At 60.3% G+C, this 24,050-nt stretch carries 19 protein-coding genes; 7 read left to right on the plus strand and 12 right to left on the minus strand.

What is annotated here, in order from left to right; all coding sequences use genetic code 11:
• Positions 1-2: 2 nt before the first annotated feature.
• A complete protein-coding gene (locus NZK35_RS15900) occupies positions 3-1,307 on the plus strand; it encodes a 3-keto-disaccharide hydrolase (RefSeq protein WP_407699798.1) in 1,305 nt (434 codons plus the stop codon).
• 577 nt (positions 1,308-1,884) lie between these two features.
• Entirely contained in the window at positions 1,885-4,728 is a 2,844-nt protein-coding gene (gene gyrA, locus NZK35_RS15905; protein ID WP_407699799.1) for a DNA gyrase subunit A, read from the plus strand.
• A gap of 195 nt (positions 4,729-4,923) precedes the next feature.
• Here the strand turns inward: gyrA and folP are convergent, their stop codons facing one another.
• From folP to NZK35_RS15935, 6 genes are all read right to left on the minus strand, one after another.
• Positions 4,924-5,787, minus strand: coding sequence for a dihydropteroate synthase (gene folP, locus NZK35_RS15910; RefSeq protein ID WP_456115275.1), 864 nt, complete (start codon positions 5,785-5,787; stop codon positions 4,924-4,926).
• A 68-nt stretch (positions 5,788-5,855) separates the two neighbouring features.
• A complete protein-coding gene (gene lptE / locus NZK35_RS15915) occupies positions 5,856-6,374 on the minus strand; it encodes an LPS assembly lipoprotein LptE (protein WP_259633517.1) in 519 nt (172 codons plus the stop codon).
• Positions 6,375-6,484: 110 nt separating this feature from the next.
• Positions 6,485-7,879, minus strand: a complete 1,395-nt coding sequence (locus NZK35_RS15920; RefSeq protein WP_259633518.1) for a tetratricopeptide repeat protein — start codon at positions 7,877-7,879, stop codon at positions 6,485-6,487.
• Complete coding sequence (gene recO, locus NZK35_RS15925; RefSeq protein ID WP_259633519.1) at positions 7,876-8,634, minus strand: DNA repair protein RecO; 759 nt, start codon at positions 8,632-8,634, stop codon at positions 7,876-7,878. The genes NZK35_RS15920 and recO overlap by 4 nt, the downstream gene beginning before the upstream one ends.
• Positions 8,635-8,970 carry a tetratricopeptide repeat protein gene (locus NZK35_RS15930; protein WP_259633520.1) on the minus strand — a complete coding sequence of 112 codons (336 nt, stop codon included), beginning with the start codon at positions 8,968-8,970 and terminating at the stop codon, positions 8,635-8,637.
• 2 nt (positions 8,971-8,972) lie between these two features.
• The gene (locus NZK35_RS15935) at positions 8,973-9,926 is read right to left on the minus strand and encodes a hypothetical protein (protein ID WP_259633521.1); all 954 of its coding nucleotides are present in this window, start codon (positions 9,924-9,926) and stop codon (positions 8,973-8,975) included.
• A 188-nt stretch (positions 9,927-10,114) separates the two neighbouring features.
• Between NZK35_RS15935 and NZK35_RS15940 the strand changes: the two genes are divergently transcribed.
• From NZK35_RS15940 to NZK35_RS15950, 3 genes are all read left to right on the plus strand, one after another.
• On the plus strand, positions 10,115-10,750 hold the full coding sequence (locus NZK35_RS15940) for a cytochrome c oxidase subunit 3 (protein ID WP_259633522.1): 636 nt from the start codon (positions 10,115-10,117) through the stop codon (positions 10,748-10,750).
• Between the two features lie 97 nt (positions 10,751-10,847).
• Positions 10,848-12,434, plus strand: a complete 1,587-nt coding sequence (locus NZK35_RS15945) for an ABC transporter permease (protein ID WP_259633523.1) — start codon at positions 10,848-10,850, stop codon at positions 12,432-12,434.
• 78 nt (positions 12,435-12,512) lie between these two features.
• Positions 12,513-13,256 carry an ABC transporter ATP-binding protein gene (locus NZK35_RS15950; protein ID WP_259633524.1) on the plus strand — a complete coding sequence of 248 codons (744 nt, stop codon included), beginning with the start codon at positions 12,513-12,515 and terminating at the stop codon, positions 13,254-13,256.
• A gap of 339 nt (positions 13,257-13,595) precedes the next feature.
• Here the strand turns inward: NZK35_RS15950 and NZK35_RS15955 are convergent, their stop codons facing one another.
• The 3 genes from NZK35_RS15955 to NZK35_RS15965 form a co-directional block, all read right to left on the minus strand.
• Entirely contained in the window at positions 13,596-14,738 is a 1,143-nt protein-coding gene (locus NZK35_RS15955) for an iron-containing alcohol dehydrogenase (RefSeq protein WP_259633536.1), read from the minus strand.
• 244 nt (positions 14,739-14,982) lie between these two features.
• On the minus strand, positions 14,983-15,954 hold the full coding sequence (gene epsC / locus NZK35_RS15960) for a serine O-acetyltransferase EpsC (protein WP_259633525.1): 972 nt from the start codon (positions 15,952-15,954) through the stop codon (positions 14,983-14,985).
• 426 nt (positions 15,955-16,380) lie between these two features.
• Positions 16,381-16,578, minus strand: a complete 198-nt coding sequence (locus tag NZK35_RS15965; protein ID WP_236649293.1) for a hypothetical protein — start codon at positions 16,576-16,578, stop codon at positions 16,381-16,383.
• A 609-nt stretch (positions 16,579-17,187) separates the two neighbouring features.
• Here NZK35_RS15965 and NZK35_RS15970 point away from each other — a divergent pair.
• Positions 17,188-17,607: a hypothetical protein gene (locus tag NZK35_RS15970; RefSeq protein ID WP_259633526.1), complete on the plus strand. Its 420-nt coding sequence runs from the start codon at positions 17,188-17,190 to the stop codon at positions 17,605-17,607.
• A gap of 194 nt (positions 17,608-17,801) precedes the next feature.
• On the opposite strand, the gene NZK35_RS15975 is transcribed toward NZK35_RS15970, so the two are convergent.
• Positions 17,802-19,211, minus strand: coding sequence for a Gfo/Idh/MocA family protein (locus NZK35_RS15975; RefSeq protein WP_259633527.1), 1,410 nt, complete (start codon positions 19,209-19,211; stop codon positions 17,802-17,804).
• Positions 19,212-19,817: 606 nt separating this feature from the next.
• On the opposite strand from NZK35_RS15975, the gene NZK35_RS15980 reads away from it, so the two are divergent.
• On the plus strand, positions 19,818-21,179 hold the full coding sequence (locus NZK35_RS15980) for a leucine-rich repeat domain-containing protein (RefSeq protein ID WP_259633528.1): 1,362 nt from the start codon (positions 19,818-19,820) through the stop codon (positions 21,177-21,179).
• 179 nt (positions 21,180-21,358) lie between these two features.
• Here NZK35_RS15980 and NZK35_RS15985 read toward each other — a convergent pair whose 3' ends face one another.
• Complete coding sequence (locus NZK35_RS15985) at positions 21,359-22,264, minus strand: DUF1571 domain-containing protein (RefSeq protein ID WP_259633529.1); 906 nt, start codon at positions 22,262-22,264, stop codon at positions 21,359-21,361.
• 234 nt (positions 22,265-22,498) lie between these two features.
• Entirely contained in the window at positions 22,499-23,497 is a 999-nt protein-coding gene (locus tag NZK35_RS15990; RefSeq protein ID WP_259633530.1) for a hypothetical protein, read from the minus strand.
• Positions 23,498-24,050: the final 553 nt, after the last annotated feature.

Below are 24,050 nucleotides of genomic sequence, written 5' to 3' on the forward strand. Positions count from 1 at the left end.
CCATGAAACTCACCCGCCTGGTCTTTGCTGCCGCGATCGCAGCCTTCGTCACGATGCCTTCGGTCACGCAGGCAGAATCTCCCGATGACTTCCAACCGCTGTTCAACGGCGAGAACCTGGAGGGCTGGCACGGGCGTCCCCATTTCAGCCCGATCAAGTTGGCCGAAATGTCCGAGGAAGAACGCAACGCAAAGCTGGCCGAGTGGCAAGCCGATGCCGAAAAACACTGGCGCGTCGAAAACGGTGAACTGGTCAACGACGGACACGGCGCCTACCTGGTCACCAATCAGGACTACCGGGACTACGAATTGTATCTGGAGTACAAGACCGTCCCGCTGGCCGACAGCGGAATCTATCTCAAAGGAACCCCGCAAGTTCAAATCTGGGACTCCACCGAAACCGCCAAGTTCAAACTCGGTGCCGACAAGGGAAGCGGTGGGCTTTGGAACAACAGCGCCGGTGCACCGGGTAAGGATCCGTTGGTTCATGCCGACAAACCGTTCGGCGAGTGGAACTCGGTTCGCGTCCTGCAGATCGGTGCACGGACCACGGTTTGGCTGAACGAACAGTTGGTCGTCGACCATGCGATCATGGAGAATTTTTGGGACCGCGAATCGCCGCTGTTTGTCAGCGGTCCGATCGAATTGCAAACGCACGGCGGTGAGATTCGTTGGCGGAATCTGAAACTCAGAGAATTGAGTACCCGAGAGGCCAACAACACGCTTGCGGCGAAAAGCGCCGAGCAGTTCGAATCGATTTTCAACGGCCGCGATCTGACCGGCTGGGTGGGGGCGACGGACAACTATGAAGTCGTCGACGGGGCGATCGGCTGCAAACAAGGCAAGGGCGGAAACTTGTTGACCGAAAAAGAGTACGGCGACTTCGTCGCGCGACTGGAGTTTCGATTGCCGCCCGGTGGCAACAACGGACTGGCGATTCGCGCACCGCTCGAAGGCAACCCGGCCTACCAGGCGATGTGTGAGTTGCAAGTGCTCGACAACACGCATCCGAAGTACGCCAAGCTGGACAAACGCCAGTACCACGGTTCGGCCTACGGCATGGCGGCGGCGGCGCGAGGGTTCTTGCGTCCGGTCGGCGAGTGGAATTTCCAAGAGGTCACCGTCGATGGCAGCACCATCACGGTCGAACTCAACGGCGCCGTGATCTTGAAAACGGACCTGTCGCAGATCACCGACTACATGGCCGGCAGCGCCCATCCCGGTAAGGACCGAAAGAAGGGACATTTCGGATTCGCCGGTCACGGTGACGCGGTCCAGTTCCGTGGGCTCTCGATCCGCGAGCTGTAAGCCGGATCGTCACGCACGGCGTCAACGAGCCGTCTTGTTCCCCGGCTCCGCCCTACGCCGTGAACGACTTTTTAGCGGTAGGGCGCGAGCCCTCCGGTGTGTTGGCAAAAACGCGGAACCGAAGAGTTCGCGGGCTGTCGATTGAGTGGGATTGGTCGAGCCAATGGTGAGCCGCAGGCCGTAAGGCCTCGGACGGGCGCCTGGATGCCCGGCCGCTTACGCGTCGCGGCTCACTAAACCGACAGCCCGCTTGCGCCCTGCCGCTAAACCCTCGTCAAAAACAGAAAATAAATCGTTCACGGCGTAGGGCGGAGCTTGGGAACACACTGTCTCGGAGGCTCCGCCTCGCGACCGCGCACCGCGTGTGGCAGAGCCACATCGACCTCGCGTTCCCAGGCGGAGCCTGGGAACGAGTTGCCCACTGCCTATTGCCCACTGCCTAATGCCCACTGCCTACTCCCCGGTGGGCCTTGCCACCGTTGTGAATCAGGCGTCCAAGTGGTAGATTATCCGGCTTGCGCGAACCCGTGATTTACCGGGATTTCCGCGGTTTTCTACCTCTCCGCTAGGACACCACGTGGCAGACGAAAACGACGAAAACGGCCAAGACGAAGAGAACGGTTCCGGGGGGGCGCCGGAGCCTCAGGGTGACGGCGAGAATGGCGGTCTCACCGGTGGTGACATCGGGGGCGAGGGCGCCCTGCGGATGATCGATCTGCCGATCGAAGACGAATTGCGAGAGAGCTACCTGACGTACGCGATGAGCGTGATCGTCAGCCGTGCCCTGCCGGACGTCCGCGACGGGCTGAAACCCAGCCAACGGCGTATTCTGGTCGCCATGAACGACCTGAACCTCGGTCCGGGAAGCAAGCGGGTCAAATGCGCCAAGATCTCTGGCGACACGTCGGGTAACTATCACCCCCACGGTGAATCGGTGATCTACCCGACGCTCGTTCGCATGGCCCAAGAATGGAACATGCGATCGTTGTTGATCGACAAACAGGGAAACTTCGGATCGATCGCCGGACTGCCTCCGGCGGCGATGCGGTACACCGAAGCCCGCTTGTCGGCCGTCGCCGCCGCGATGCTGGACGACCTGAAGCTGGACACGGTCGATTTCATCCCGACCTATGACGAGGCGCGGACCGAACCGACCGTCCTGCCCAGCAAGTATCCGAACCTGTTGATCAACGGGTCCGGCGGGATCGCGGTCGGGATGGCGACCAGCATTCCGCCACACAACCCGACCGAAATCTGCGACGCGGTCATCAAGCTGATCGACGAACCGGAAACCACGATCGATGAACTGTGCGAAATCGTTCCCGGTCCGGACTTCCCCACCGGTGGAATCATCTGCGGCCGCGCCGGGATCCGCCGCGGTTACAAAACCGGACGCAGCACGATCATCGTCCGTGCCAAATGTCGCATCGAGGAGATGAAGGGCAATCGGCACCGCATCATCGTGTCGGAAATCCCCTATCAACAGTACCGTGACCGGGTGGTCGAGCGGATCGCCGGATTGGTCAACAACGACCGCATCAAGGGGATCTCGGGAATCCGCGACGAATCGGACCTCAAGGAACCCGTGCGTTTGGTGATCGAACTCAAACGCAATGAAGATCCCGATGTCATCCTGAACCAGCTGTATCAATTCTCGCCGTTGCAAGACACGATCTCGATGATCTTCTTGGCGCTCGTCGACGGCAAGCCGCGAGAACTAACGCTCAAGGAGATGCTGCAGGAATTTATCCGGCACCGCATCACCGTGATCCGGCGGCGAACCCAATTCCTGTTGGCCAAAGCACGACGACGAAAACACACCGTCGAAGGCCTGCTGTTGGCATTGGCCAATATCGACGAAATCATCAAAACGATCCGCACCAGCCGAACGCAACCGGAAGCCAAACAACGTTTGATGGGCATCGAATGTCCTGCATCGATGATGCAGCGGGCGCTCGGCGACGAAGGGTTTCGTCAATTCCAGCTCGAACGCGGCGAGGCGGACACCTACACCCTGACCAGCGTCCAGACCGACGAAATCTTGAAGATGCGGTTGGGGCAGTTGGTCAACTTGGAACAGGAAAAGTTGACCGACGAGCACAAGCAGTTGCTCGAAGAGATCACCGACTACCTGGATATCCTGGGCAGCCAGACGCGGGTCTACGGCATCATCAAGGAAGACTTGGAAGAGATGAAGCGGCGATTCGGTTCGCCCCGCCGTACCCAGATCAGCCATGAAGAACTCGGCAACATCGACCTGGAAGATCTGATCACCGAAGAGACGATGGTCGTTTCGATCAGTCACGAAGGGTACATCAAACGCACGCCGTCGAGCGTCTACAACACCCAGCGGCGCGGCGGCAAGGGGCTCAAGGGTGCCAAAACGGACACCGAAGACCCGATCGAACATCTGTTCGTCGCCAGTACCCACGCCTACCTGCTGTTTTTGACCACGACCGGGAAAGTCCGCTGGCAAAAGGTCTATGACCTGCCCCAATTGCCGCGTGACGCCAAGGGCCGTGCGATCGTCAACCTGCTCTCGCTCGAAGAGGGTGAGAAGATCGCTTCCTGTTTGGCCGTCCGTGACTTCAATCAGGAAGGCTGCTATGTCGTGATGGCGACCCGCAGCGGCTTGGTCAAGAAAACGCCGCTGGAGCAATACAGTCGTCCCAAACGCGGCGGCATCATCGCGATCAAACTGCGCGATGGCGACGAACTGGTTTCGGCCAACGTGATCGGCCCCGGCGACGAAGTGATCCTGGTCACCGCGTCCGGGATGGCGATCCGATTCAAAGAATCCGATGCCCGTCCGATGGGACGCAACACCTCCGGCGTCAAAGGCATCTCGTTGGTCGGTGATGACACCGTCGTCGGCATGGTCGTCGCCGAGCCGGAGGCGACGTTGTTGACCGTCTGTGAAAACGGCTACGGGAAACGGACGCCATTTGGTCCCAACGCGATCGTGGATGACGGTGCCGAAGAGACCGAAACTGAAAACGGTTCCTCATCGGCCCGCTATCGAACCCAGCGTCGTGGCGGGAAAGGGCTACGCGATATCAAGACCAGCAGCCGAAACGGCAAGGTCATCGCCATCGCACGTGTCGATAATGAAGACGAAGTCTTTCTGATGACCGGCAAGGGGAAACTGCAACGCATCGCCGCTCGTGACATCAGCGTGATCGGACGCAACACCCAGGGCGTTCGTATCATGAACGTCGACGCCGACGACACGCTGATCGCTGCGGTCCGCATCCCGCCAGAAGAAGAAGCCGAAGAAGGCGAAGCGGTGTCGGGGCCGACCGCTCCACAGCCCGCGGCGGTCTCCGCCGATTCGGCTGAGTCCGACGGGGCCACCGAAGACGTCGATGCTGGCCCCGAACCAGCCGGCGGTGATGAGTCCCCCGAAGACACCGACGAGTGATCGTCGGCACGACCCCTTAAGGTGTTAGCGGAACGGCGCGAGCCGTCCGGTCACGCTTCAAAAACACGGTGAAAGACCGGAGGCCTCGCGCCCTACCGCTAACAAAAAACTCCCCGCTTGGCGTCAAAGTAGATGGCATCGAGCACGAGACCTTTGGTCTTTCGAAGTGTCTGGCAAATCAAACGTCTGACCCGATCAATCGATTCCGCCGCATGCTCGAAACAGCTTGAGCGCATCGACGGTCGGTTTCACATCGTGGACACGGATGATGTCGGCGCCTGCCGCGGCCACCGCGAGCGACACGCCGAGCGTCGCCGCGGTTCGATCGGCGGTCTTGTCGCCCAGCAGTTTCCCGATGAAGCCTTTGCGGGAATGACCGATCAGGATCGGTGCATCCAGTTCGCAAAACCGCGCGGTCCGCTGCAGCAGACGCACGTTGTGCTCGTGCGTTTTCCCAAACCCGATTCCCGGGTCCAGGCAGATTTGCTCGCGCCGCAATCCCGCAGCCAGGCAATACTCCATCCGTTGCTGCAGGTACTGGTAAATCTCTTCGACCACGTCGCCGTAAGTCGGGGCGTTCTGCATCGTCTGCGGTGTGCCTTTCATGTGCATGACGCAGACGCCGACTTGGGCATCGGCGGCTAGGGTTGCCATCGCCGGATCGCCTTCCAAGCCGGTGACATCGTTGATGATCTCCGCACCGGCATCGATCGCTGCTTCGGCCACCGCGGCTTTACTCGTGTCGATACTGATCGGAATCGACAGTCGTCCGGCCAGCCCTGCGATGACCGGCAACACGCGCTCGAGTTCTTCGTCCGCCGCAACCGGATCGCTGTAAGGTCGCGTGCTCTCGCCACCGATGTCGATGATGTCCGCCCCATCGGTCTGCATTTGCAACGCCAACTCGATCGCGGCATGGGGATCATTGTGTCGTCCGCCGTCTGAAAAACTGTCCGGCGTCACGTTCAGGATCCCCATCACCAGCGGCCGATCTTCGAACGTCAAGACACGCTGACCGATGTCCCAAACCTTGGATGATCGGGCTTGGCTCTCTGACACGGCTGGATGCTTCCGACGAGAAAGGGGCGGGGTGCTGCCGTAGCGTTCGACGGACGTGTGTTCGAACGCTACCAGCGAGATTCCATTTGGGAGACGATCCGACGGGCGAGTTGATCGATGGCTTCTTGGTTGGCCGTATCGATCGACTGACCGGCTTCGGGGACAAAGCGAACGCTTTGGCTGAAGCCCGTGCTGTCGCTATCGATGCTGGCCAAGCTGTTTTGCATCAACCGACGCCCATCGCGTGCCGTCCAGGTGGCTCCGACCGAGATCGCGCTGTCGAGCGCTCGTGGGTCGTCACTGCTGGTTTCCGTCAGTACGACTTTCGACTGTGCGGTGATGTTGCAGCGCAGAACAGAATCGGCGTTCGGATTGCTGACCACTTTGTAGGGCGTTCGTCGTTCGACTTCTTTGACCAACGCGTCGGTCAATTGGGGACCCAGGTCGTGGCGAAATGAATCATTCCGGACGACCGGGATATGAACGGTGCGAATGTCGCGCGGATAAAGCGCCGCGGCTCCGAACTGATACGCCGAACATCCGCCCAACAGCAACATTACCCAAACCACCAAAAAGGTGTCGGACACCTTTTTGGGTGGCGTTAGGCGATTCCCGGTCGCTGCGACGCAGCGAGGGTGAGCGGCCAAAGCCTGCACACCAACACTCGTGTTGGATTGGGGGGGCATCGGGCGGTGCATTATCGAAGCAGTTTCTTGCCGGTGGTTTCGGTGGGGGGGGCGGTGGGAGACTCGGCCGGAGTTTCGTCGCCGGTTTGCAGGGAGTCGACGGTGACCAGCGGTGTCGATCGTTTGGACGAGGGGAACGCCTTGGCGATGGCGCGAATGGCGACGTTCTGCGTCGGTGTCGCGGGCAGTTTTTCGATTTCGGCCAGCACTTCGCGGGCCCGATCGGCTTGGGGCGTGGTGGGATGATCGCGTAGGATCTTGCGATACAGTTGCGCCGCGGCGCCGAACTCTTTCTTGCGTTCGCGATACTTGGCGCGGAAGGCGAGCTTCTCGGCTTTGTGGTAGGCGATTTCCGCCGCCGCGCGGGCGAGCAATTGGTTGTACTTCTCCTCACGCAGTTCGTTGGGGAAGCGACGCCGGGTTTGCTTGACCAACTCGTCGGCTTCGTCCAACACCAATTCGCTGTACTCCGGTCCGCCGTAGATTTCCAGCTTGCAACGAATTCCCAACAGGTGCGCCAAAAACAGGTGGTCGCTGTCGGTGAATGTCTCACGCAAGTCCGTCAGGAATTCATCGGCCTTTTCGTACTGCTCGTTGCGAATGTGCTCCGCCGCGGCCGCCATCGTGGCGTCATCGGCGAGTTTGCCGGTGGGATCATCGTAACGGATTTGGTCCAGCACCCTGACCGCGTGTCCGTCGGCATCACGCAGCGGTCGCGTGGTGTCGAAGAGGTTGAGTGAGTACCAGGCGTCGCTGCCAGACTTGGAAACGTCGATCCAGTACTTGCTGATCGAAAACAATCTGGCCGCCGCGCGATCCCCGTGACGGTTGCGGGGGAAGTCCTTTTGCAGTTTTTCGAATGCGTCGCGTGCGCCATTGAGATCATTGGCAAAGAACAACGACTCGCCCTGCATGAACAGTGCGTCTTGGTGCAAGCCCGATCCGGGGGCTTCCTTGCCGGCGCTTTGGAACAACTCGGCCGCTTCGGCGAACATGCCGGTGCGAGTCGCCTTGGGAGCCCGGGCTGCTTGTCGAAACCGTTCGTCTCCGCGACGGTAGTATTCTTTGGCTCGCGGGATGTCTTCATGCTTCTTCCCGGTGACGTAACCGACCAGACGATTGGTGCTGGGCAATCCCAGCTTGCCGCCGGCGTTGGTGACCGGGTTGGAGGCCACGCGAGGGGTTTCCTCCGCCTGCACCGGTTCGGGCGTCTCCGTCTCGCTGGTTGCCACCGAGCGGAACGGCAGTTTGGGAAACCAACTGCGCGACGCCGAGGCGCCGGAGGTCTGGCATCCGGTCGTGCTTGCCAGCAACGTGCCTGCCAACAGGCCTACGCCTAAACTCGGCTGCAACACCCAGAGGGAGAGGCGACGGGATCGGTCCATGTGTTGATTCTTTTTATTCATTCCACCGGTTCCATCCGGGCGGGCAGGTAAGGTTGCATTTTCGGAATCGAGCCGAGGATTGTTTGGATATATCGGCTGATCAAGCCACGCATCTCCCGATAAACCTCCGACGGAACTTCGATCGGCAGCCGCGTGTGGGGTGCGAGCAAACGCTCCAAGTGTTCAATCGTTCCGCGGCTGACCGTCAACAGGCTGTGTTGACGCGAGCGGCAATCGCGACACACGACGCCGCCGGCGATCGGTGCGAACGCGACCCGTGGGGTACCGCTGACAGGGCCACCGCAGTCGACACAGCCGCGCGTCGATGGTGCGTGGCCGAGCAATCGCAGCGCCGCGGTGTCAAAACCGAGTAGCGCCAGAGCGGAATTGCCCGTCCCGTCGATCTGCCCGAGCGCGCTGAGCGTCAGGTCGTAGAGCCCGGGGTGGGGATCGTGGTTGTCCGTCAACAGTCGAAGCATTTCGGCGATATAGTATCCGGCATAAACGCGATCCAACGACTTTTCCGCCCCGCGAAAACGACGCTGGAGCTTTGCCTCGGTCAACAAATCGAGCGCATCGGAGGATTTCCGAATCAGCACTACACGACAAACGGCCAACAGGTCAAGCGAACCTTCGAAGGAACTCTTGGGACGGCGAGCGCCTTTGGCTAGCGCGGAAACTTGGCCAAAATCGCGGGTCAGCAGTGTGACGACCAGGCTGGTTTCGCTGAATTCGATCGTCCGCAGGACCACCGCCGTGGTTTGCTCGGCGGCCATTTAGAGCTCGTCGTCTTCTTCGCCCAATTCGCCGAGCGTTGCCAGCAATTCGCTCATTTCAGCCGCGGCGTGGCCATCGCCCTGGGCTCGCGCCTGGTCGATTCCATCCCGCAGGCGGGTCCGCGCCTCATCGACGCGTCCCAAATCGACGAGTTGTTGGGCGGCCATAAAAAAAGCCGGCACGTAGGGGGGCGTCTCGCGCGACAGCTCGTCGAGCTTCTCCAGGCTGCCGGGGTGATCCCCCTCGGTCCGCAATTCCATCGCCAAGCTGTAACGCAAAAACGTGTCCCTGGGGTCGTCCTGGAGCATCGCCAAAATCTTTTCTTTGCGTGACACGCCTAAAGCTCCTTGGTCCACCGCTGGCCGCGCTGTGTGTTTTCAAAATGAAGTGAAGTGAGTTGTTCTTTCAGCACCGAATGTTCGCCGTTGATCGCCGTTTCGACCCGGAAGATACAACGCGTCGCCATGGACTGGATCAGCGCCGCGACGAGAAAGGTTTCGGCCGAAGTTAATTCGCCCGGCGTTTCGGTGACGGACAAGTCCAAGATCGCCTCCGAACAGCTCATCACCTGGGCTTCGGGGTCACTCAACCACAACCGGACGTTGGCCAGACGATCCCCGTTGCGGTGGTTGATCAATTGATGGTGTTCGATGTCCATGTGGGCCATCGCCGACGCATAGCGACCTTGTTGGGGAACGACCGCGGACCGTTCAGCCCGGGTGGTGCGACGAAACTGCATCATTTCGCGGCTGACGGGCGGGCGATAGGGTGCCGTGGTGACCACCATCCGCTGAAAGCTATGTTCGGGTGAATAGCCATGCCGACTCAATAGCGATGCGGCGCGAACATCGACATCGGGGATCCCGATGCCGTGACCGATGGGGGCCAAGCCGACGTAACCACATTGCTGATCCCGCATCGGGCCGGCCAAGATCGAGTGGCACTCTTCTTGTCGGATCCGTTTCTCGGCCGCCGTCAGCAGGTCGTCGCAGCATTTTAGTCCCGCGTGGGTGAAGCAGATCGCCGAAAGGATCGCGACGTCACTGGCAGGCATGCCCGACCATTCATCACCATGGTCACCCGGTCGGCTGAAATGGCACCAGGCCTCGACGCGGCCGTCGATGGTCGCGACCAACAGGTCTTTGGGCGAGAAAAAGGCACGCGACAGGATCGCGCGCTCGATGATGGTCGAACTGATCGGCGGCGGCGACTGGGCGGCCGTCCAATGCTCACTCCAGACCCTGGCCAGCCCGGGTAAATCGGCATTGCAAAAGTCGCGTACTTCGCTCATGGGGGGCAACGGCGCCTCGTGGGGGAGTTGTCTGCCGGAGGCAAGGTGCGGTTGGAAAGGGGCGCGGGAAGTGGGATGCTAAAGCGCTGGGATGCTAAAACACAACGAACAGCGGAGCGGTGTCCGCCAGACTATGATTGCCAAGCATACCGCCTGCACAAGAAAAACGTTACCGGCGTTCAAGACACATGGCCTCAGAAATTAGTGTGACCGACTCACTCGACGACCACGCTGGTCTTTCTCGCCCCTTGCTACCGGTGGACCGCCGGGTCAAGCAGGGGGGGTGGCTGTTCTTGCTTTCGCTCTTCGTTTTTTTCGGCGCCACGCTGCTGCTTTACGCCATTTACGCGGTCTCGCGAAGCGACGATCCGCTGAAACTGGTGCCGCTTCCCAAGACCTTTCTGGTCAGCACGGTTTGCCTGATCGCGATCAGTTTTCTGGTCCACGCCGCGACGCGGACGGTGCGTCGCGATCGGTTTCATGCGACGGCTTGGTTGCTGGGGATCAGCACCGCCGCGGCAGTGGTCTTTACGGTCGTCCAGTGCCTTGCGATGACCGAGATCCTGCTCGGACCGGCGACGTTTGAAGGTCCCGGTCGCGGCGTGGCGGGGATGGTCGTGGTGCTGGCCGTCTTGCACGCCCTGCACGTGCTGGGGGGGATCATCGCGCTCGGCATCGTCACCACCCGCTCGGGAATCGGGAGGTATGACCATGAACGGCACTGGCCGGTCGATTTCGCCGCCCACTACTGGCACTTTCTCGATCTTGTCTGGGTCTGCATGATCGTCACGTTTTGGCTGACGACGGGCGGATTCGGGTTCTAGACTTCATCTTTACGCCGAACCCGTCGGTCCCTTAGACTCCGGCGGCAAACGGTCAAACGGATGCCGCAGCACCGACACGAGCCAAAGGATGGGCTAAATGTATCGCTGGTTACTCTGCTTTCGTTATCTCAAAACACGCTACATCGCACTGGCATCGATCATCAGTGTCACCCTGGGCGTGGCGACGTTGATCGTCGTCAACAGCGTGATGAGCGGATTCTCGACCGAAATGCATGAACGGCTGCACGGGCTGGCATCGGATGTCATGATCGAATGTCATGCCACCGGAGGCATGCCGGATCCCGACGCCCACCTGCGTGAGATCGAGCGGATCTGTGGCCCGGCACTGGTCGGTTCCTCGGTCAGCGTCAGCGTCCCGGCCATGCTGGGAATCGATTTCCGCGGCCAACAAATCGGCCGACACGTCAATTTGATCGGACTGGACCCGGTGACCTATGACAGTGTCAGCGACTTCGGCAAATACCTGTTGCATCCGGAAAACCAGAAATCAGCCAGCTTCAAGCTCCGCGATTCGGGCTATGCCCCCGACCGCAAGGAACTCGCCGCGGCCGGTTGGAGTCACCGCCGTGACCGTGTCAGCGAAGAACGTCGCATCGAAAAAATGGTCGCCCAAGAGCGACAGATGATGGCCGAGTTGCATCGCAAGGCAAATGGCCAAAGCGAGCCGTCCGAGCAAGACGAAGCCGCCGCGAACGCCGCCAAGGGACCATCCTTCGGCCCCTCCTTCTCTCAGGCGTTGATGCCAGGTTCCGACGGACAGTTGAAGCCGTCCGTCGATCCGATGGAGGATCAATTTTCCGGCATCATCTTGGGGATTTCAACCTGCAGCGTCCGTCATCGCGACGACGACGGCCAGGTCCAAGACCACTATTACGCCCAGCCGGGCGACGACGTTCGCATGATGTTTCCCAACGCCGCGAGCGAAACCAAGGTCATCAACCAGAAATTCACCGTCGTCGATTTGTATGAATCCGGAATGAGTGAATACGACAGCACGTTCGCGTTCGTCCGTTTGGATGAACTGCAAGAGGCACGCGGCATGATCGATCCGGAAACCGGCGTCCGCAGCGTCACCACGATTCAATTAAAACTGGCCGAAGGCACGGACCTGAACGCCATTCGCGACGCCTTGCGCGATCGTTTTCCGCCCGAGTTGTACGCCTACAACATCCAGACCTGGCGCGACCTGCAAGGCCCACTGTTGTCGGCGGTGCGTTTGGAAACCACGATCTTGAACATCCTGCTGTTTCTGATCATCGCCGTCGCCGGCTTCGGAATCTTGGCCACGTTCTTCATGATCGTGGTCGAAAAAACGCGTGACATCGGAACGCTCAAGGCATTGGGAGCGTCCGGCCGCGGCGTCAGCAGCATCTTCATGACCTATGGACTGTTGCTCGGATTCGTGGGCAGCGGTGCCGGTTTGATCGGTGGGCTCGTGTTCGTGCATTACATCAATGACATCGCCGAGTTGCTGGAGATGTTTACCGGCCAAGAAGTGTTCGATCCGACGGTTTACTACTTCACCGAAATCCCCACGATCGTGCACCCCTTCACACTGGTTTGGGTGATGTGTGGCGCCGTCGCCATCGCCGTGCTCGCGAGCGTCTTGCCGGCCATGCGGGCGGCGCGAATGCATCCCGTGCAAGCGCTGCGTTTCGAATAAAAAAGGTGTCCGACACCTTTTTGGTAGTCTGGCGAATTTGCGTTGCCCCACTCCCTTCCCCTGCCTTGAGACCGTTTGATGCCCACCCCCATCGTTCTGACCGCGCGCGGATTGAAAAAGAGCTATCACAAGGACCGCATCGATGTCCCTGTTTTGCGGGGCGTGGATCTTGACGTCCGACAGGGTCTGGTCACCGCGTTGGTCGGCCGTAGCGGCAGCGGCAAGAGTACGCTGATGCACTTGTTGGCCACGCTGGACCGCCCCGACGAAGGCGAAGTTTTCTTTCGTGGCAATCGAATCGACAACGCCCCACGTGTCGTCCGCGATCGCTATCGCAATCACGAGATCGGCATCATCTTTCAGTTCTATCACCTGTTGCCCGAACTCTCGGCGATCGAAAACGTTCTCGCCCCGGCCATGATCGGGCAGAGCGTTTGGAGCTACTTCAAATCACGATCGGAAAATCGTCGCCGTGCCGAAGCGATGCTCGATCGCGTGGGTTTGCTGCACCGCGCCAAGCATCGTCCGTGTGAGATGAGCGGCGGGGAGATGCAACGGGTCGCGATCGCTCGAGCCCTGATGACCGATCCGAAGTTGTTGTTGGCCGACGAGCCGACGGGCAACCTGGACACCGAGACCGGTCAGGAGATCCTGCGTTTGTTGGCCGATCTGAAAGAACGCGACAACCTGACGATCCTGATGATCACCCACGATGACGAGATCGCCGGCTCGGCCGATGTCTGTTGGCGGATGCAAGACGGTTTGATCCATCGCGAATCAGGCGTCGAGGAGACGCCGGCCTTTGCCACCCACGCCGCTTAGAACGGATTGCCTTCCAGCGGGAAAGCTGTTGGTGGAATCGGATCACACGTATCGGATCACACGCGGGATTAGCCGTATCGCGCGAGCGTACGGGCATCGATCACCACGTAAATGCACCGAGGCCCGTAGGCTCGCGCCAAACGGCTGATTGAATCAACAAGCCGGTAAACGAGCGCTCCCTTGTTCACGGGCTCCTGGCTGGGAACACGCTGTCATGGAGGCTTCGGCCTCCTGGCGGGCAATGGGGGTCGCCGGCGGAGCCGACGAGGGTGGCAAGCAGGATGCTTACCCCACACCTTGCCGACGAGGGTGGCACGCAGGATGCTTACCCCACGCGGCTCACGCGACGGAGCGATACAGCAGTTCGGCGTTGGTTTTGTCCAGCGGCACGGGATTGAAGGTGCCGGTCCATTGCTGAAGGGCTTCTTCGACAAAACTCTCGATCCCACTGGCGGGGATTTTCAGCGCATTCAAGCTGGTCGCCAAGTCGGCCTGTTCCAGCCAGCGGGTGACCATCGATGCCAGCCGATCGGGCGCCTCCGATTCGGTCACCGTCGGGTCCACGTCACGCAACAGTTCGGCATACCAGTCGGGATGCTGCTGGCCGTTGAGCCGGATGACGGCGGGCAACATCAACCCGACCGCCTGGCCGTGTGTGATGTCGTGCCGTGCGGTCAGTGGGTTGGCAGTCGCATGGGCGGCACCGAGCATCGACGTTTCGATCGCCATTCCGGCGAAACAGGCACCGAGTTGCATTTGGCTGCGGGCGTCGATGTCGTCGGGGGCTTCCAGGACTCGCGAAAACCCTTCGGCCAATAACCCGAACGCACGTCGCGAATAGGTGATCGACATCGGATTGCGTCGATTGGTGACATAGGTTTCGATCGCGTGCGAAATCGCGTCGATGCCCGTCAGCGCCGTCACGCTGCGGGGCAGCGTGAGCGTCAGTTCCGGATCGAGCAAAGCGATCTTGCACGCGGCCTTGGGATCGCCGCAGGCCATTTTGACGTGGGTGTCGGTGTCACTGATCAAGGCAAACGATTGCGCCTCGCTACCGGTGCCGCTGGTCGTCGGCACGGCGATCATCGGCAACATGTCCGCGGTCGCTTTGCCCACCCCATGGTAATCGTGAATCGAGCCGCCACCGGAATACACGAAATTGATGCCCTTGCAGCAATCCATGCTGCTGCCGCCGCCCAGCCCGATCAACAGATCCGGATTCACGTCGGCCGCCTTGGCGACACCGGCATCGACCATCGCGCAGGTCGGATTCTCGGCGAAGTCATGAAACGACTCCACGTGCAGTCCCGCCGCACGAAGGTGATCGACGGCGTGTCCAAAGTGGCCGGCATCGACCAAGCCGGAATCACTGACCACCAACACACATCTGGGCCGAAATCCCGCCGCCAGCTCACCGATCCGTGAAAAGACGCCCTGCCCAAAAATAATGCGGGTGCGTGTTGTGGCGTCGAAGGGGGGCAGTTTGGTCATCGATCTCAGGCGAATCGGCGAAAGGGCGGCAAAAAACGGCACGAACGATTTTAGTCGATGGGGTAACCCAGGCGCTGCGTCAACTTCAGGGTTTTCCGTGTTGCGGCTGTCGATTGAGTCCGCCGATGGCAGCGCGAACCCACGGAGTGTCGGCTTGCTGTCATCGGAGGGATGCCTTTTTCCGGGTTTGCCCCGCCAACGCCAACGCCAACCCGCCAACGCCAACCCGCCAACGCTAAATCTGATAGTTGGCGTGTTCGTCCACCGAGTCGGCGGAAAGACCGCCGCGAACCCGCAAGGACGGTTGCTCAAGCACCACGGTGGTGTTGGGGGACACACTGCGGGTGATCCACACGCTCGATCCGATCACGGAATCGTGCCCGACGACCGTTCGACCGCCCAGGATGGTCGCGTTGGCATAAACCACCACACCGTCCTCGATCGTCGGATGCCGTTTTTGGCCGCGAATCAATTCGCCGCTGTCATCGGTCTTGAAACTCAGCGCACCCAACGTCACCCCTTGATAGAGCTTGACGTGGTTCCCGATTTGACAGGTTTCGCCGACGACGACACCTGTCCCGTGATCGATGAAAAAGTACTCACCGATCGTGGCACCGGGATGAATGTCGATCCCGGTTTGCTTGTGCGCCCACTCGGTCATCATCCGCGGGATAAACGGCACGTCCAATCGCACCAGCTCGTGGGCGATCCGATACACCGTGATCGCTTCAATGCCGGGGTAACAGAAAACGACTTCATCGGTCGTCTGGCAGGCCGGGTCGCCTTCATAGGCTGCTTGGACATCCGTGGCCAAGGTCTTCCGCAAGGACGGGATCCGCTCCAGCAATTCGATCGCCATGGTCTGGCCCTTGGCTTCGAAATCCGTCTCGCTCTCGCAGTCGTTGTGCTTGTTGCGGACGCGATCTTCGTGACGCAATGCCCGAGCGATCTGTGTCGTCAGCTGGTCGTGCAGCGAATCGATCGTGCTGCCGACGTGGTAGGCGATGTTGCCGGCATGCAATCCGACCTTGCGCCGATAGCCCGGGTAAAGAATGTCCTTGATGTCCAACAGGATCGCAATGATCGCTTCATAACTGGGAAGCGCACAATGGCCGAGGTGATTGATCGCATCGTCGGGCGTGTAAGTCGCGACGATACGTTCCGTCAAACGCGGCAGCTGTTCTTTCAATCGGACGTCGGATGCCACAACATTGTCTCGCGTGTGCTTGGAATCAAAGGGTCCACGCCAATCGGTCAGGAGGACCCGCGGCGACGCATGGTTCGCGGCAAACGGGTTCGCGGCAATCGTGGCTGGACCCGCGAGGTGGTACGGTAGCGAATGTCTCGGGCAGAATCGACCGGGCAGGTCCCGATCGTCGCCCGATGCCTGTTGCGGAACGGCAACCCGTTGCTTACCGGCGACCCGTTCGTGACCGCCGCGCCCGTGGGCTGACGCCCCCATTCCACCTGGTTTGGCGGGGAAGAGTTCAGCGGAACGGCGCGAGCCGACCGGTTTCAGCTTGAAGACACCTTGAAACACCGGAGGGCTCGCGCCCTTCCGCTAACAAATAAGCCACCCGTTTGGTGTCATCGCAGGTGGCATGGACCCAGCCGTTGGCGTCCGGCTCGCTTCCTAGCGACCGATCGTCGGCGGATCGTTCAGCAAAAAGTCGCGGGGGCCTCGCACGGTGTAGTACGGATAGGCCGTTTGACCGGTCGGTGGACCGGGGGTGTACGTCTGTGTCGCGTTGGCGCGATTGCCCAACATGCCCGATCCCAGATGCGAGCTGTAGTCGAGCCCGCCCTGCTGCCAGCCGAGTTTGCCAGGCACACAGCCGGTTCGACAGCCAGTGCCGCACGAATTGCAGCCGCCGACATTCATCTTGCCGAGCAAGCCGGTGCCGCTGGAGCAAGCGCCCGAGCCGCAGGCACCGGTCGAGCAACCTTTGCGTGTTTGATTGTGTAAACATCCGGTGCTTACCATGAGCAAACCGGCCAACGATCCAATCCATAGCCAACGGTTCATCGCCGAGTCCTTTTGGGCATCTTGCTTGTGTGGCTGCGCCAAACGCACGAAACGTGATTCGAGATCTGACGACGCCCTCTGATGTGTTTGACCAGAGTCGCAGGCCGCTTTCGTGAACCATCGACGGATGCTTCACCCTTGCAGCCCACAGCGGGATTCTCTGGTACACGTCTTCCATCGACGTTGCGATCGGCTCGGTACACACAATCCCTGCGACCCGTACCAGGGTTTCAAAATCGCAAACGAACAAAACCCGTAGATTACCCAGGTGTTGCTAGCAATCTGAGATACGGTGCCTGGACACCCGCCAAAGCCGCTCCAAGGCCATCGCGGCGTCGAGTCTGTCTTGTGTCGCAGGGGGCAAATCTGGTAGCCACCACCGGCCACCCGATTCCTTGAACCCCAGCAAGACTGATGAAACTGTCACACAGGATGACCGTGATCGCCGCGGCACTGCTGCTCGCGACCGCCGGACTCGCGCCCGGCGTCACGGCGCAAACCGGCATCACCAACACCGCGATCGTCGCGCCGACGCAAGGGGCGGCGCTGGATGATTACCTGATCAGCCGTCTGCGTGCGACCACGGACGATCAACGCAACTACGTGCGGGAGATCGTCAAACTGGTCGACCAGAACAAGCTCGAGAAACGGTTGGTGTTGGCGTTGGAGCGTTACGCACGCCGCAAGAGCCCGTATTTCCCGCTGCCCGTCTACGAACGGGCGCTGCGTGTCGAAGCCGCCAAGCGGGGTGTCGCGGTGCCCACGCTCAAAGAAATCGTGGCTCGCAACGGGGCCTCGGCCGCCCGGGCGGTACGCGATTCGCGATTCCGTTAATCGCGGACGCCGTTCGACCCTCCCCTCGCTGCGCTCGACCCTCCCTGCCAGGGAGGGTGACTTAAGACGGGAACCCTCCCCTCGCTGCGCTCGACCCTCCCGCACACGGGAGGGCGACTTGAAACGGCAAACCCTCCCGGGGCGCGGGAGGGTTGCACAGCAATCATCAGAAACGCAGCGTGTGCTGCGATCCGTTAGAGTTCCCAGCCGCTGCGATACTCGCGGCCGACGAACTCGTTGACTTCGGGAACGTTGGTGCTCTTCAGGTTTTTCGCATCCCATTCGATGCGTTTGCCTTCACCGGCACGCAGGGCCAGGTTGCCGACCAGGATCGTTTCGGTCAGACGTCCGGCGTAACCGAAGTTGGACATCGTGCCGGGTTCGTATTCGCCCTTGATGGTGCTGACGAACTCCCACTTTTGACGCTGATCGTTTCCGGCCTTGAAGGGGATCCGCGGCAGCCAGGGTTCGGGGTTCTTGTAATCCTTGAAATCTTCTTGGGGCAAGATGTCGAACTGGGCACCGTAGTCGTTGGCCGAGAACACCATGCCCTTGCTGCCGACGACCAACGCGCCGCTGGTCTTGCTACCGCCTTCACGCTGCTTGGCGATTCGTTCCTGGAATCGTTTGGGAAGCTTGCTGATCAGGTCTTCACGCGGCAATTCACCGCCGTCGTACCAATAGAACTGGCAGGCCGGCAGTCCTTCACGTTCGGGGAATTCGAACATGAGCGCGCTGCTGGCCGGGAAGGTTTCGCCTTCGAAGATCCCGGGGTTCTTGATGGCGGTGACGGCGACCGGGTCCCACAACTTGAGTGCCATGACGGGCATGTTGGTAGTGTGACAGGCCATGTCGCCGAGGGCACCGGTTCCGAAATCGACCCAGCCGCGCCAATTGAACGAGTGGTACACGCCGCTCTTGAACGGCCGCATCGGTGCCGGTCCGATCCAGGCATCCCAGTTCAGGTTTTCGGGGATCGGGTCTTCGCCTTCGGGGCGTCCCTGACCTTGCGGCCAAACGGGGCGGTTGGACCAGACATGGACTTCGGAAACGTCGCCGATCGCACCGCTCTGGATCACTTCGACGGCGGTTCGCAGCCCGTCTTCGCTGGTGCCTTGGTTGCCCATTTGCGTCACGACGCCCATCTGCTCGGCGGTTTCACGCATCAGTCGGGCTTCGCTGATCGACCAGGTCAACGGTTTTTGGCAGTACACGTGCTTCTTCATCCGCATCGCACGGACGGCGGCTGCGGCATGGGTGTGGTCGGGCGTGCTGACGGTCACGATGTCGATCTTGTCGCCGACCTTGTCGAGCATTTCGCGGAAGTCGCTAAATTTTTCCGCATCGGGAAACTCGCGGGCTTTCTTGTTGACGGTGTCGCCATCGATGTCGCACAAGGCTGCGATGTTGACCCCGTTCTCGGCGATGTGGCTGGTGTCGCTACCGCCTTTTCCGCCCACGCCGATGCAGCCGGCACTGAGACCCTGCAGAGCCGATTCTTGTGCCTTGAGGACGGGGGAGGTGCCAGTCCAGTACCCGACACCGACCGCACCGGCAGCAGCGGTGCGACCGAGGAAACCACGGCGATTGGTCCGTTTGGTCATGCAAAAATTCCTTCAGTTGGAAATGACTTGATTGCGAAGCGACAAAGCGATCGGCGCTGGGGGCGAAGAAGGATCCTCGCCGACACAACGCTCACGAATGCGCATAATGAAAGACTTAACACCCCCGCAAGGATAACCTGAAGCCCGCTAACAAACAACGATCGCCAGTCCGTTTCGGGGGGCATGCCCCGTTCAACTCGTTCCAAAGGCTCCGCCTTGGAACGCGGGGTCGGTGTGGCTCTGCCACACGCGGTTCATGCTCAGGAGGCGGGAGCCTCCGAGACAGTGTGTTCCCAGGCTTCGCCCTACGCCGTGAACGACTTTTTAGCGGTAGGGCGCGAGCCCTCCGGTGTGTTGGCAACGATGCGCAAGCCGGAGGGCTTGCGCCCTGCCGCTAAAACCTCGTCAAACACAGGAAATAAATCGTTCACGGCGGAGGGCGGAGCCCGGGAACAAGGGAAATGCAGCAGAAGGATCGTCTCGGCTCACCCTAAGAACGCGAACCCCTGTGGCTTCGTTGTCAATTTGCGTTCCATTTGTCACATTGGAGGGTCGAACAGGAATCCGCCACGCTCATCCCCCCGCCCTTCGAACCCCTTGAAGACCATGAAACGCAGCCTTCCCTCCCGACTGTCTTGCACGCTCGGACTCGCGGTGACGAGCCTGGGCCTGATCGGATGCGGCCCCGACGTGATGCCGCCCCAAGAACCGGACGTGGCAGCAACGGCAGCGGCGGAAGAGAAGCCAGCCGCCGCCCCAGCCGCCCAAAAGCCGGTGGTGGAGAAAGACGATCCGGCCGCGGTGGCCAAACTGGAAGCGGCCGGCTACCTGCTGGAGAAGAACAGCGACGGTGCGGTCGCCTACGTTTCGGTCGTCAGCGACACCGACGTCAGCGAGACGTTCGCCAGTCTGGCCGAGCTTCCCCACGTGACGGAGGCCCGATTTAGCGGTCCCGGTATCACCGACGAGGGCTTGGGCGTGCTCGCGGAAATGAAACGCCTGGAGCGACTGGATTTCACCGATTCGGCGATCACCGACGAAACTCTCGATGTCGTCGCCAAGCTGCCCGGATTGCAGGTGCTGTTTTTGCGCCGCGTCGGCGTGACCGACGAAGGCTTGCAAAAACTGGCGCCGCTGCAAAAGCTACGAGCGATCGATTTGCGCAACAGCAACATCAGCGACGAAGGCATGAAGGCGCTCGCCAAGCTGAAATCGCTGCAAGACGTGCAGCTGGAAAAATCAAAGGTGACCGACACGGGAGTCAAACAGCTGGCCGGGTTGCCTCTGAAATCCTTCAACGCCAACTATTGCACGTCGTTGACCAACGCCACCCTCAATGTCTTTGCCAAGATCCCGACGCTCGAGCAAATCCAGCTCGACTACACCAAGATCAACGACGAAGGCATGGCATCGCTGGCGGGGCTGAAGAAACTGAAACGTCTTCGCATCCGCGGTTGCGATGTGACCGGCGAAGGGATCCAGCAGATCGCCGGTGCGAAGGAAATGGCGCGGTTGGAACTCCGTGACACCTCGATCGATGACGAGGGTTTGGCGATCATCGCCAAGTATCCCAAACTGACGTATCTGGACCTCGGGGAATGCCGCTTGATCACCCCCGATGGCATCAAGCAACTCGGCGTGGCGACCGGTTTGACCGACCTGGGTTTCTGGGAAACCAAGCTCAACGACGAAGCGTTCGCCGCACTCGATGGTTTGGTCAATTTGGAAATACTGGACGTCAAAGCGACCGACATCAGCGATGTCGCAGTCGAGACGATATTGAAGTTCCAGAAACTGAAGGATCTGAATGTCGCCGGCGTTCAACAGATGACCGACGAAGGGTTCGTCCGGTTGGGTAAACTGCCGAACCTGAAAAAATTAAATGTGGCCAACACCAACATCAGCTACAACGCGCTCGATGAGTTGGAAGAGGCAAACGAGTCGCTGCAAATCATCGACTTTGAGTGACCGACGACATCCCGCCAACTCGTTCCAAGGTTCCGCCTTGGAACGCGAGGAAAGCTGTTAGCGGAACGGCGCGAGCCGTCCGGTCGCGGTTCAAAAACAGCGTGAAAGACCGGAGGGCTCGCGCCCTACCGCTAACAAATCGTTCACGGCGTAGGGCGGAGCCCGGGAACAAGGGAATGCTACGGGAACGTGTAACTTTCGTTGGCGATGTCAAAGTCCTTGTCGGTCAGGCCGACGTTGGTTTCCAGATCGCGGTACTCGTACGATTCGACCAGCGGCAGTTGGTCGTCCGGAGAATCGGGATCGGGCCAACCGAAGCTGCGATAGCTGAGGATCAACAACCGCTCGGGGTCATAAACGATCTCGGCGAGCGAAAAGTCGTCCTCGCCCCCGCCGGGTTGGCTGCGTTGGGCTTTGATCAATTCGCACATCCGGCCGTCGAATTCGTATTCGCGTGTGATCGTCACGGTGACATCCGGATTGTCCAAGTCCTTTTGGCCGCGTTCGATCAGTTTCTCGACCAGCCCGGTGATCCCGATTTCGTAGATCGGGTAGCGCTGGCCGGCCATGGCGAGCATCCCGGTCGGGTCCAGCCAAAGGGTTTTCCAACTGAGCAACATCGTGACTTCGTGGACGGCCATCTGCCCGTCGTAGAGATCTTTGCCCCAGATCACTTCCCGACCCGCGGTGGCGTCGGGGACCAAGAATTTTAGATAGATTCGAATCGGCGCATCATTGGTTTCGTTTCGATGGCGTGTCTGGATCTTGACCTCCATCTCGCTGCGCTCGTTCAAGACGCCCGACTCGCTACGATCCTGTTTGATGAATCGTGCGGTGTAGTCTTGCAGTGAATCATCCATCGACGCCAACGCTAGATCGGCAAGCTCCAGGACTTCGGCGATCGACGCCTGGCGGGTCCGCGGCGTTTGGTCGGTCTCGTCGGCCGGCGGTTCTTGCATGATGGTCGGTGCGACGTCCTGGCGGACATCGGGTTTGCTGCGCATCACCGATGCGAAGGCGACCGTGCCCACCAGCAGTGCGGGGATCAGCAGAACCCAACCTCGTCGAGATTTTGAAGGTGCCATATTTTTTGGAGGGGGAGAACGAAAGGGTGCCGAACGGTGATCGCGGCCTGTCAATTGAATCGACAGTCCGCTCGCCGCGGATTTCGCGCCGAGACGCCATCGATGCAACCACTCTAACGGCAAAGCCCCGTTGCCACCAAGGCCCAAAACAGCCTGCTGTCCGGCACGGGCAGGCAACGGCCCCGAATCGGCGGCCCCGAATCGGCGGCCCCGAATCGGCGGCCCCGAATCCGCCTATCGTGTCAATGCGTCCAGGCCACAGCGACGGATGTGCGCGTTGGCCGCAATCCACTGGGTCTGGTTCATTTTCTTAGCCATGATCTGCCAATGATCGCGGTCGGTCGACAACAGGCAAGCCAGCGACGAAGGCGTGTCTTCGTCGGTCCGCGGGCAACGTGAAATCAGCATGCGAATCCGTGCCCGTTGCTCCACATCCAAGTCACGGCGCTGCAGCGCGGTGGTCAAGTACGGGATCGCACTGGTCCCCAGACCGGCCAACGCGACCGCTGCGCCGCGACGTTGGGAATGCTTTCCCGAACCCAGCTGGTCAATCAATCGGTCGACTTCGTCCGATGAGACGACGGCCAGGGTGGTCGCGTTGTCTTGCAAGAAGGCTTCGGTTCGGTGGGTCAATTCGATCACGCTGCGGCCCAACAGCATGCGCGCGATCAGAAGATCGAAATGAATCTCGAACCCGGCTTCGTCCTGCCCCACGATGTGCAGCAACGTCGGGCCGGTGACATGGCGATCCAGTTCACTTTCGGCAGCCGGGTCGCGACGAACGTGCCACCGAATCGCACCGCGCCCCTGTTGCTCCAAGACCGCTTGCTCCCCGGTGGCGACAAGCGTCGATTCCATCCGCAAACTCTTGCCGTGCTCGGCAACGAGTTGGACACGTTGGTAATCGTCCGCGTAGCTGTAATAGACCGAGGGCACACCGGACGATGACGAAACGGTGATCGATTCGCGGAACCGATCGGTCTGGTGCTGTTGCGAGCCTTTTCGGTACCGCATCGGGTCGACTTCGAGACGCCCGGAGCGAAGCCGAAATCGGGCAAGCCCAGATTCAGAAAACACGCCGGGCGGTTGACGTCTGGCCCGCTGTTTCTTGGGGCAAGGTGCTGGCGGCCCTGTCGCCTTGAGACGTTGATCGGCGGTCGGCTCGTCTGCAGGAGTCGACACGGTCGGCACCGCCATCAAGATGGCCAATGCAATCAGGTAAGGGTACCTCATCGCTTCACCGATCCTTTTCACGCGAATGACCACGTGAAGATCTGCACATTCGAAGACCGAAATTGAACGTTTCCGATCTTTCCTAAGTGCTCGATAGTTGAATATCGGCGATGCCGAAAGGGCAGTTGAATCAATCTTTAGCCAGAGGCGTGATTAACGCACGTTGAGGGAAGAATAGTCGGCCGTAGCAACGCGAATTTCTTCCCAATTGCAGATCGTGCCGTTTTTGAAGCGAAAAAGGGGCAGGGACCAAGGGGCCGGGCTTCAGCAACCGTTGGTATGCAGCGTTGAGGCGTTTCCCGCTCGCTGCGGAGCAGCGACACTGGGCGGCTGAAGCCCAATACCGCTAAGTTAACATGAATGTGGGGGCCCGGACGCTGGCGCGAACCGGCTGATATCAAACGAATATTAGCCGTTTGGCGCGAGCCTACGGGCCCTCATCTGAAGAAACGACGCTTAACTTAGCGGTATTGGGCTGAAGCCTGCACACCAGCGGCGGTTGGTGTCCAGCCTTGAGGCGGATTCTGGTCGCTGCGGAGCAGCGAGACGGTGG

Source organism: Stieleria sedimenti (genome assembly GCF_025060895.1).
Classification (GTDB): Bacteria; Planctomycetota; Planctomycetia; order Pirellulales; family Pirellulaceae; genus Stieleria; species Stieleria sedimenti.

Coding starts and splice junctions, on each gene's coding strand:
- NZK35_RS15900 (WP_407699798.1), top strand. CDS start 3: ATGAAACTCACCCGCCTGGTCTTTGCTGCCGCGATCGCAGCCTTCGTC.
- NZK35_RS15920 (WP_259633518.1), bottom strand. CDS start 7,879: ATGAATAAAAAGAATCAACACATGGACCGATCCCGTCGCCTCTCCCTC.
- recO (WP_259633519.1), bottom strand. CDS start 8,634: ATGGCCGCCGAGCAAACCACGGCGGTGGTCCTGCGGACGATCGAATTC.
- NZK35_RS15935 (WP_259633521.1), bottom strand. CDS start 9,926: ATGAGCGAAGTACGCGACTTTTGCAATGCCGATTTACCCGGGCTGGCC.
- NZK35_RS15940 (WP_259633522.1), top strand. CDS start 10,115: ATGGCCTCAGAAATTAGTGTGACCGACTCACTCGACGACCACGCTGGT.
- NZK35_RS15945 (WP_259633523.1), top strand. CDS start 10,848: ATGTATCGCTGGTTACTCTGCTTTCGTTATCTCAAAACACGCTACATC.
- NZK35_RS15950 (WP_259633524.1), top strand. CDS start 12,513: ATGCCCACCCCCATCGTTCTGACCGCGCGCGGATTGAAAAAGAGCTAT.
- NZK35_RS15970 (WP_259633526.1), top strand. CDS start 17,188: ATGAAACTGTCACACAGGATGACCGTGATCGCCGCGGCACTGCTGCTC.
- NZK35_RS15975 (WP_259633527.1), bottom strand. CDS start 19,211: ATGACCAAACGGACCAATCGCCGTGGTTTCCTCGGTCGCACCGCTGCT.
- NZK35_RS15980 (WP_259633528.1), top strand. CDS start 19,818: ATGAAACGCAGCCTTCCCTCCCGACTGTCTTGCACGCTCGGACTCGCG.
- NZK35_RS15985 (WP_259633529.1), bottom strand. CDS start 22,264: ATGGCACCTTCAAAATCTCGACGAGGTTGGGTTCTGCTGATCCCCGCA.
- NZK35_RS15990 (WP_259633530.1), bottom strand. CDS start 23,497: ATGAGGTACCCTTACCTGATTGCATTGGCCATCTTGATGGCGGTGCCG.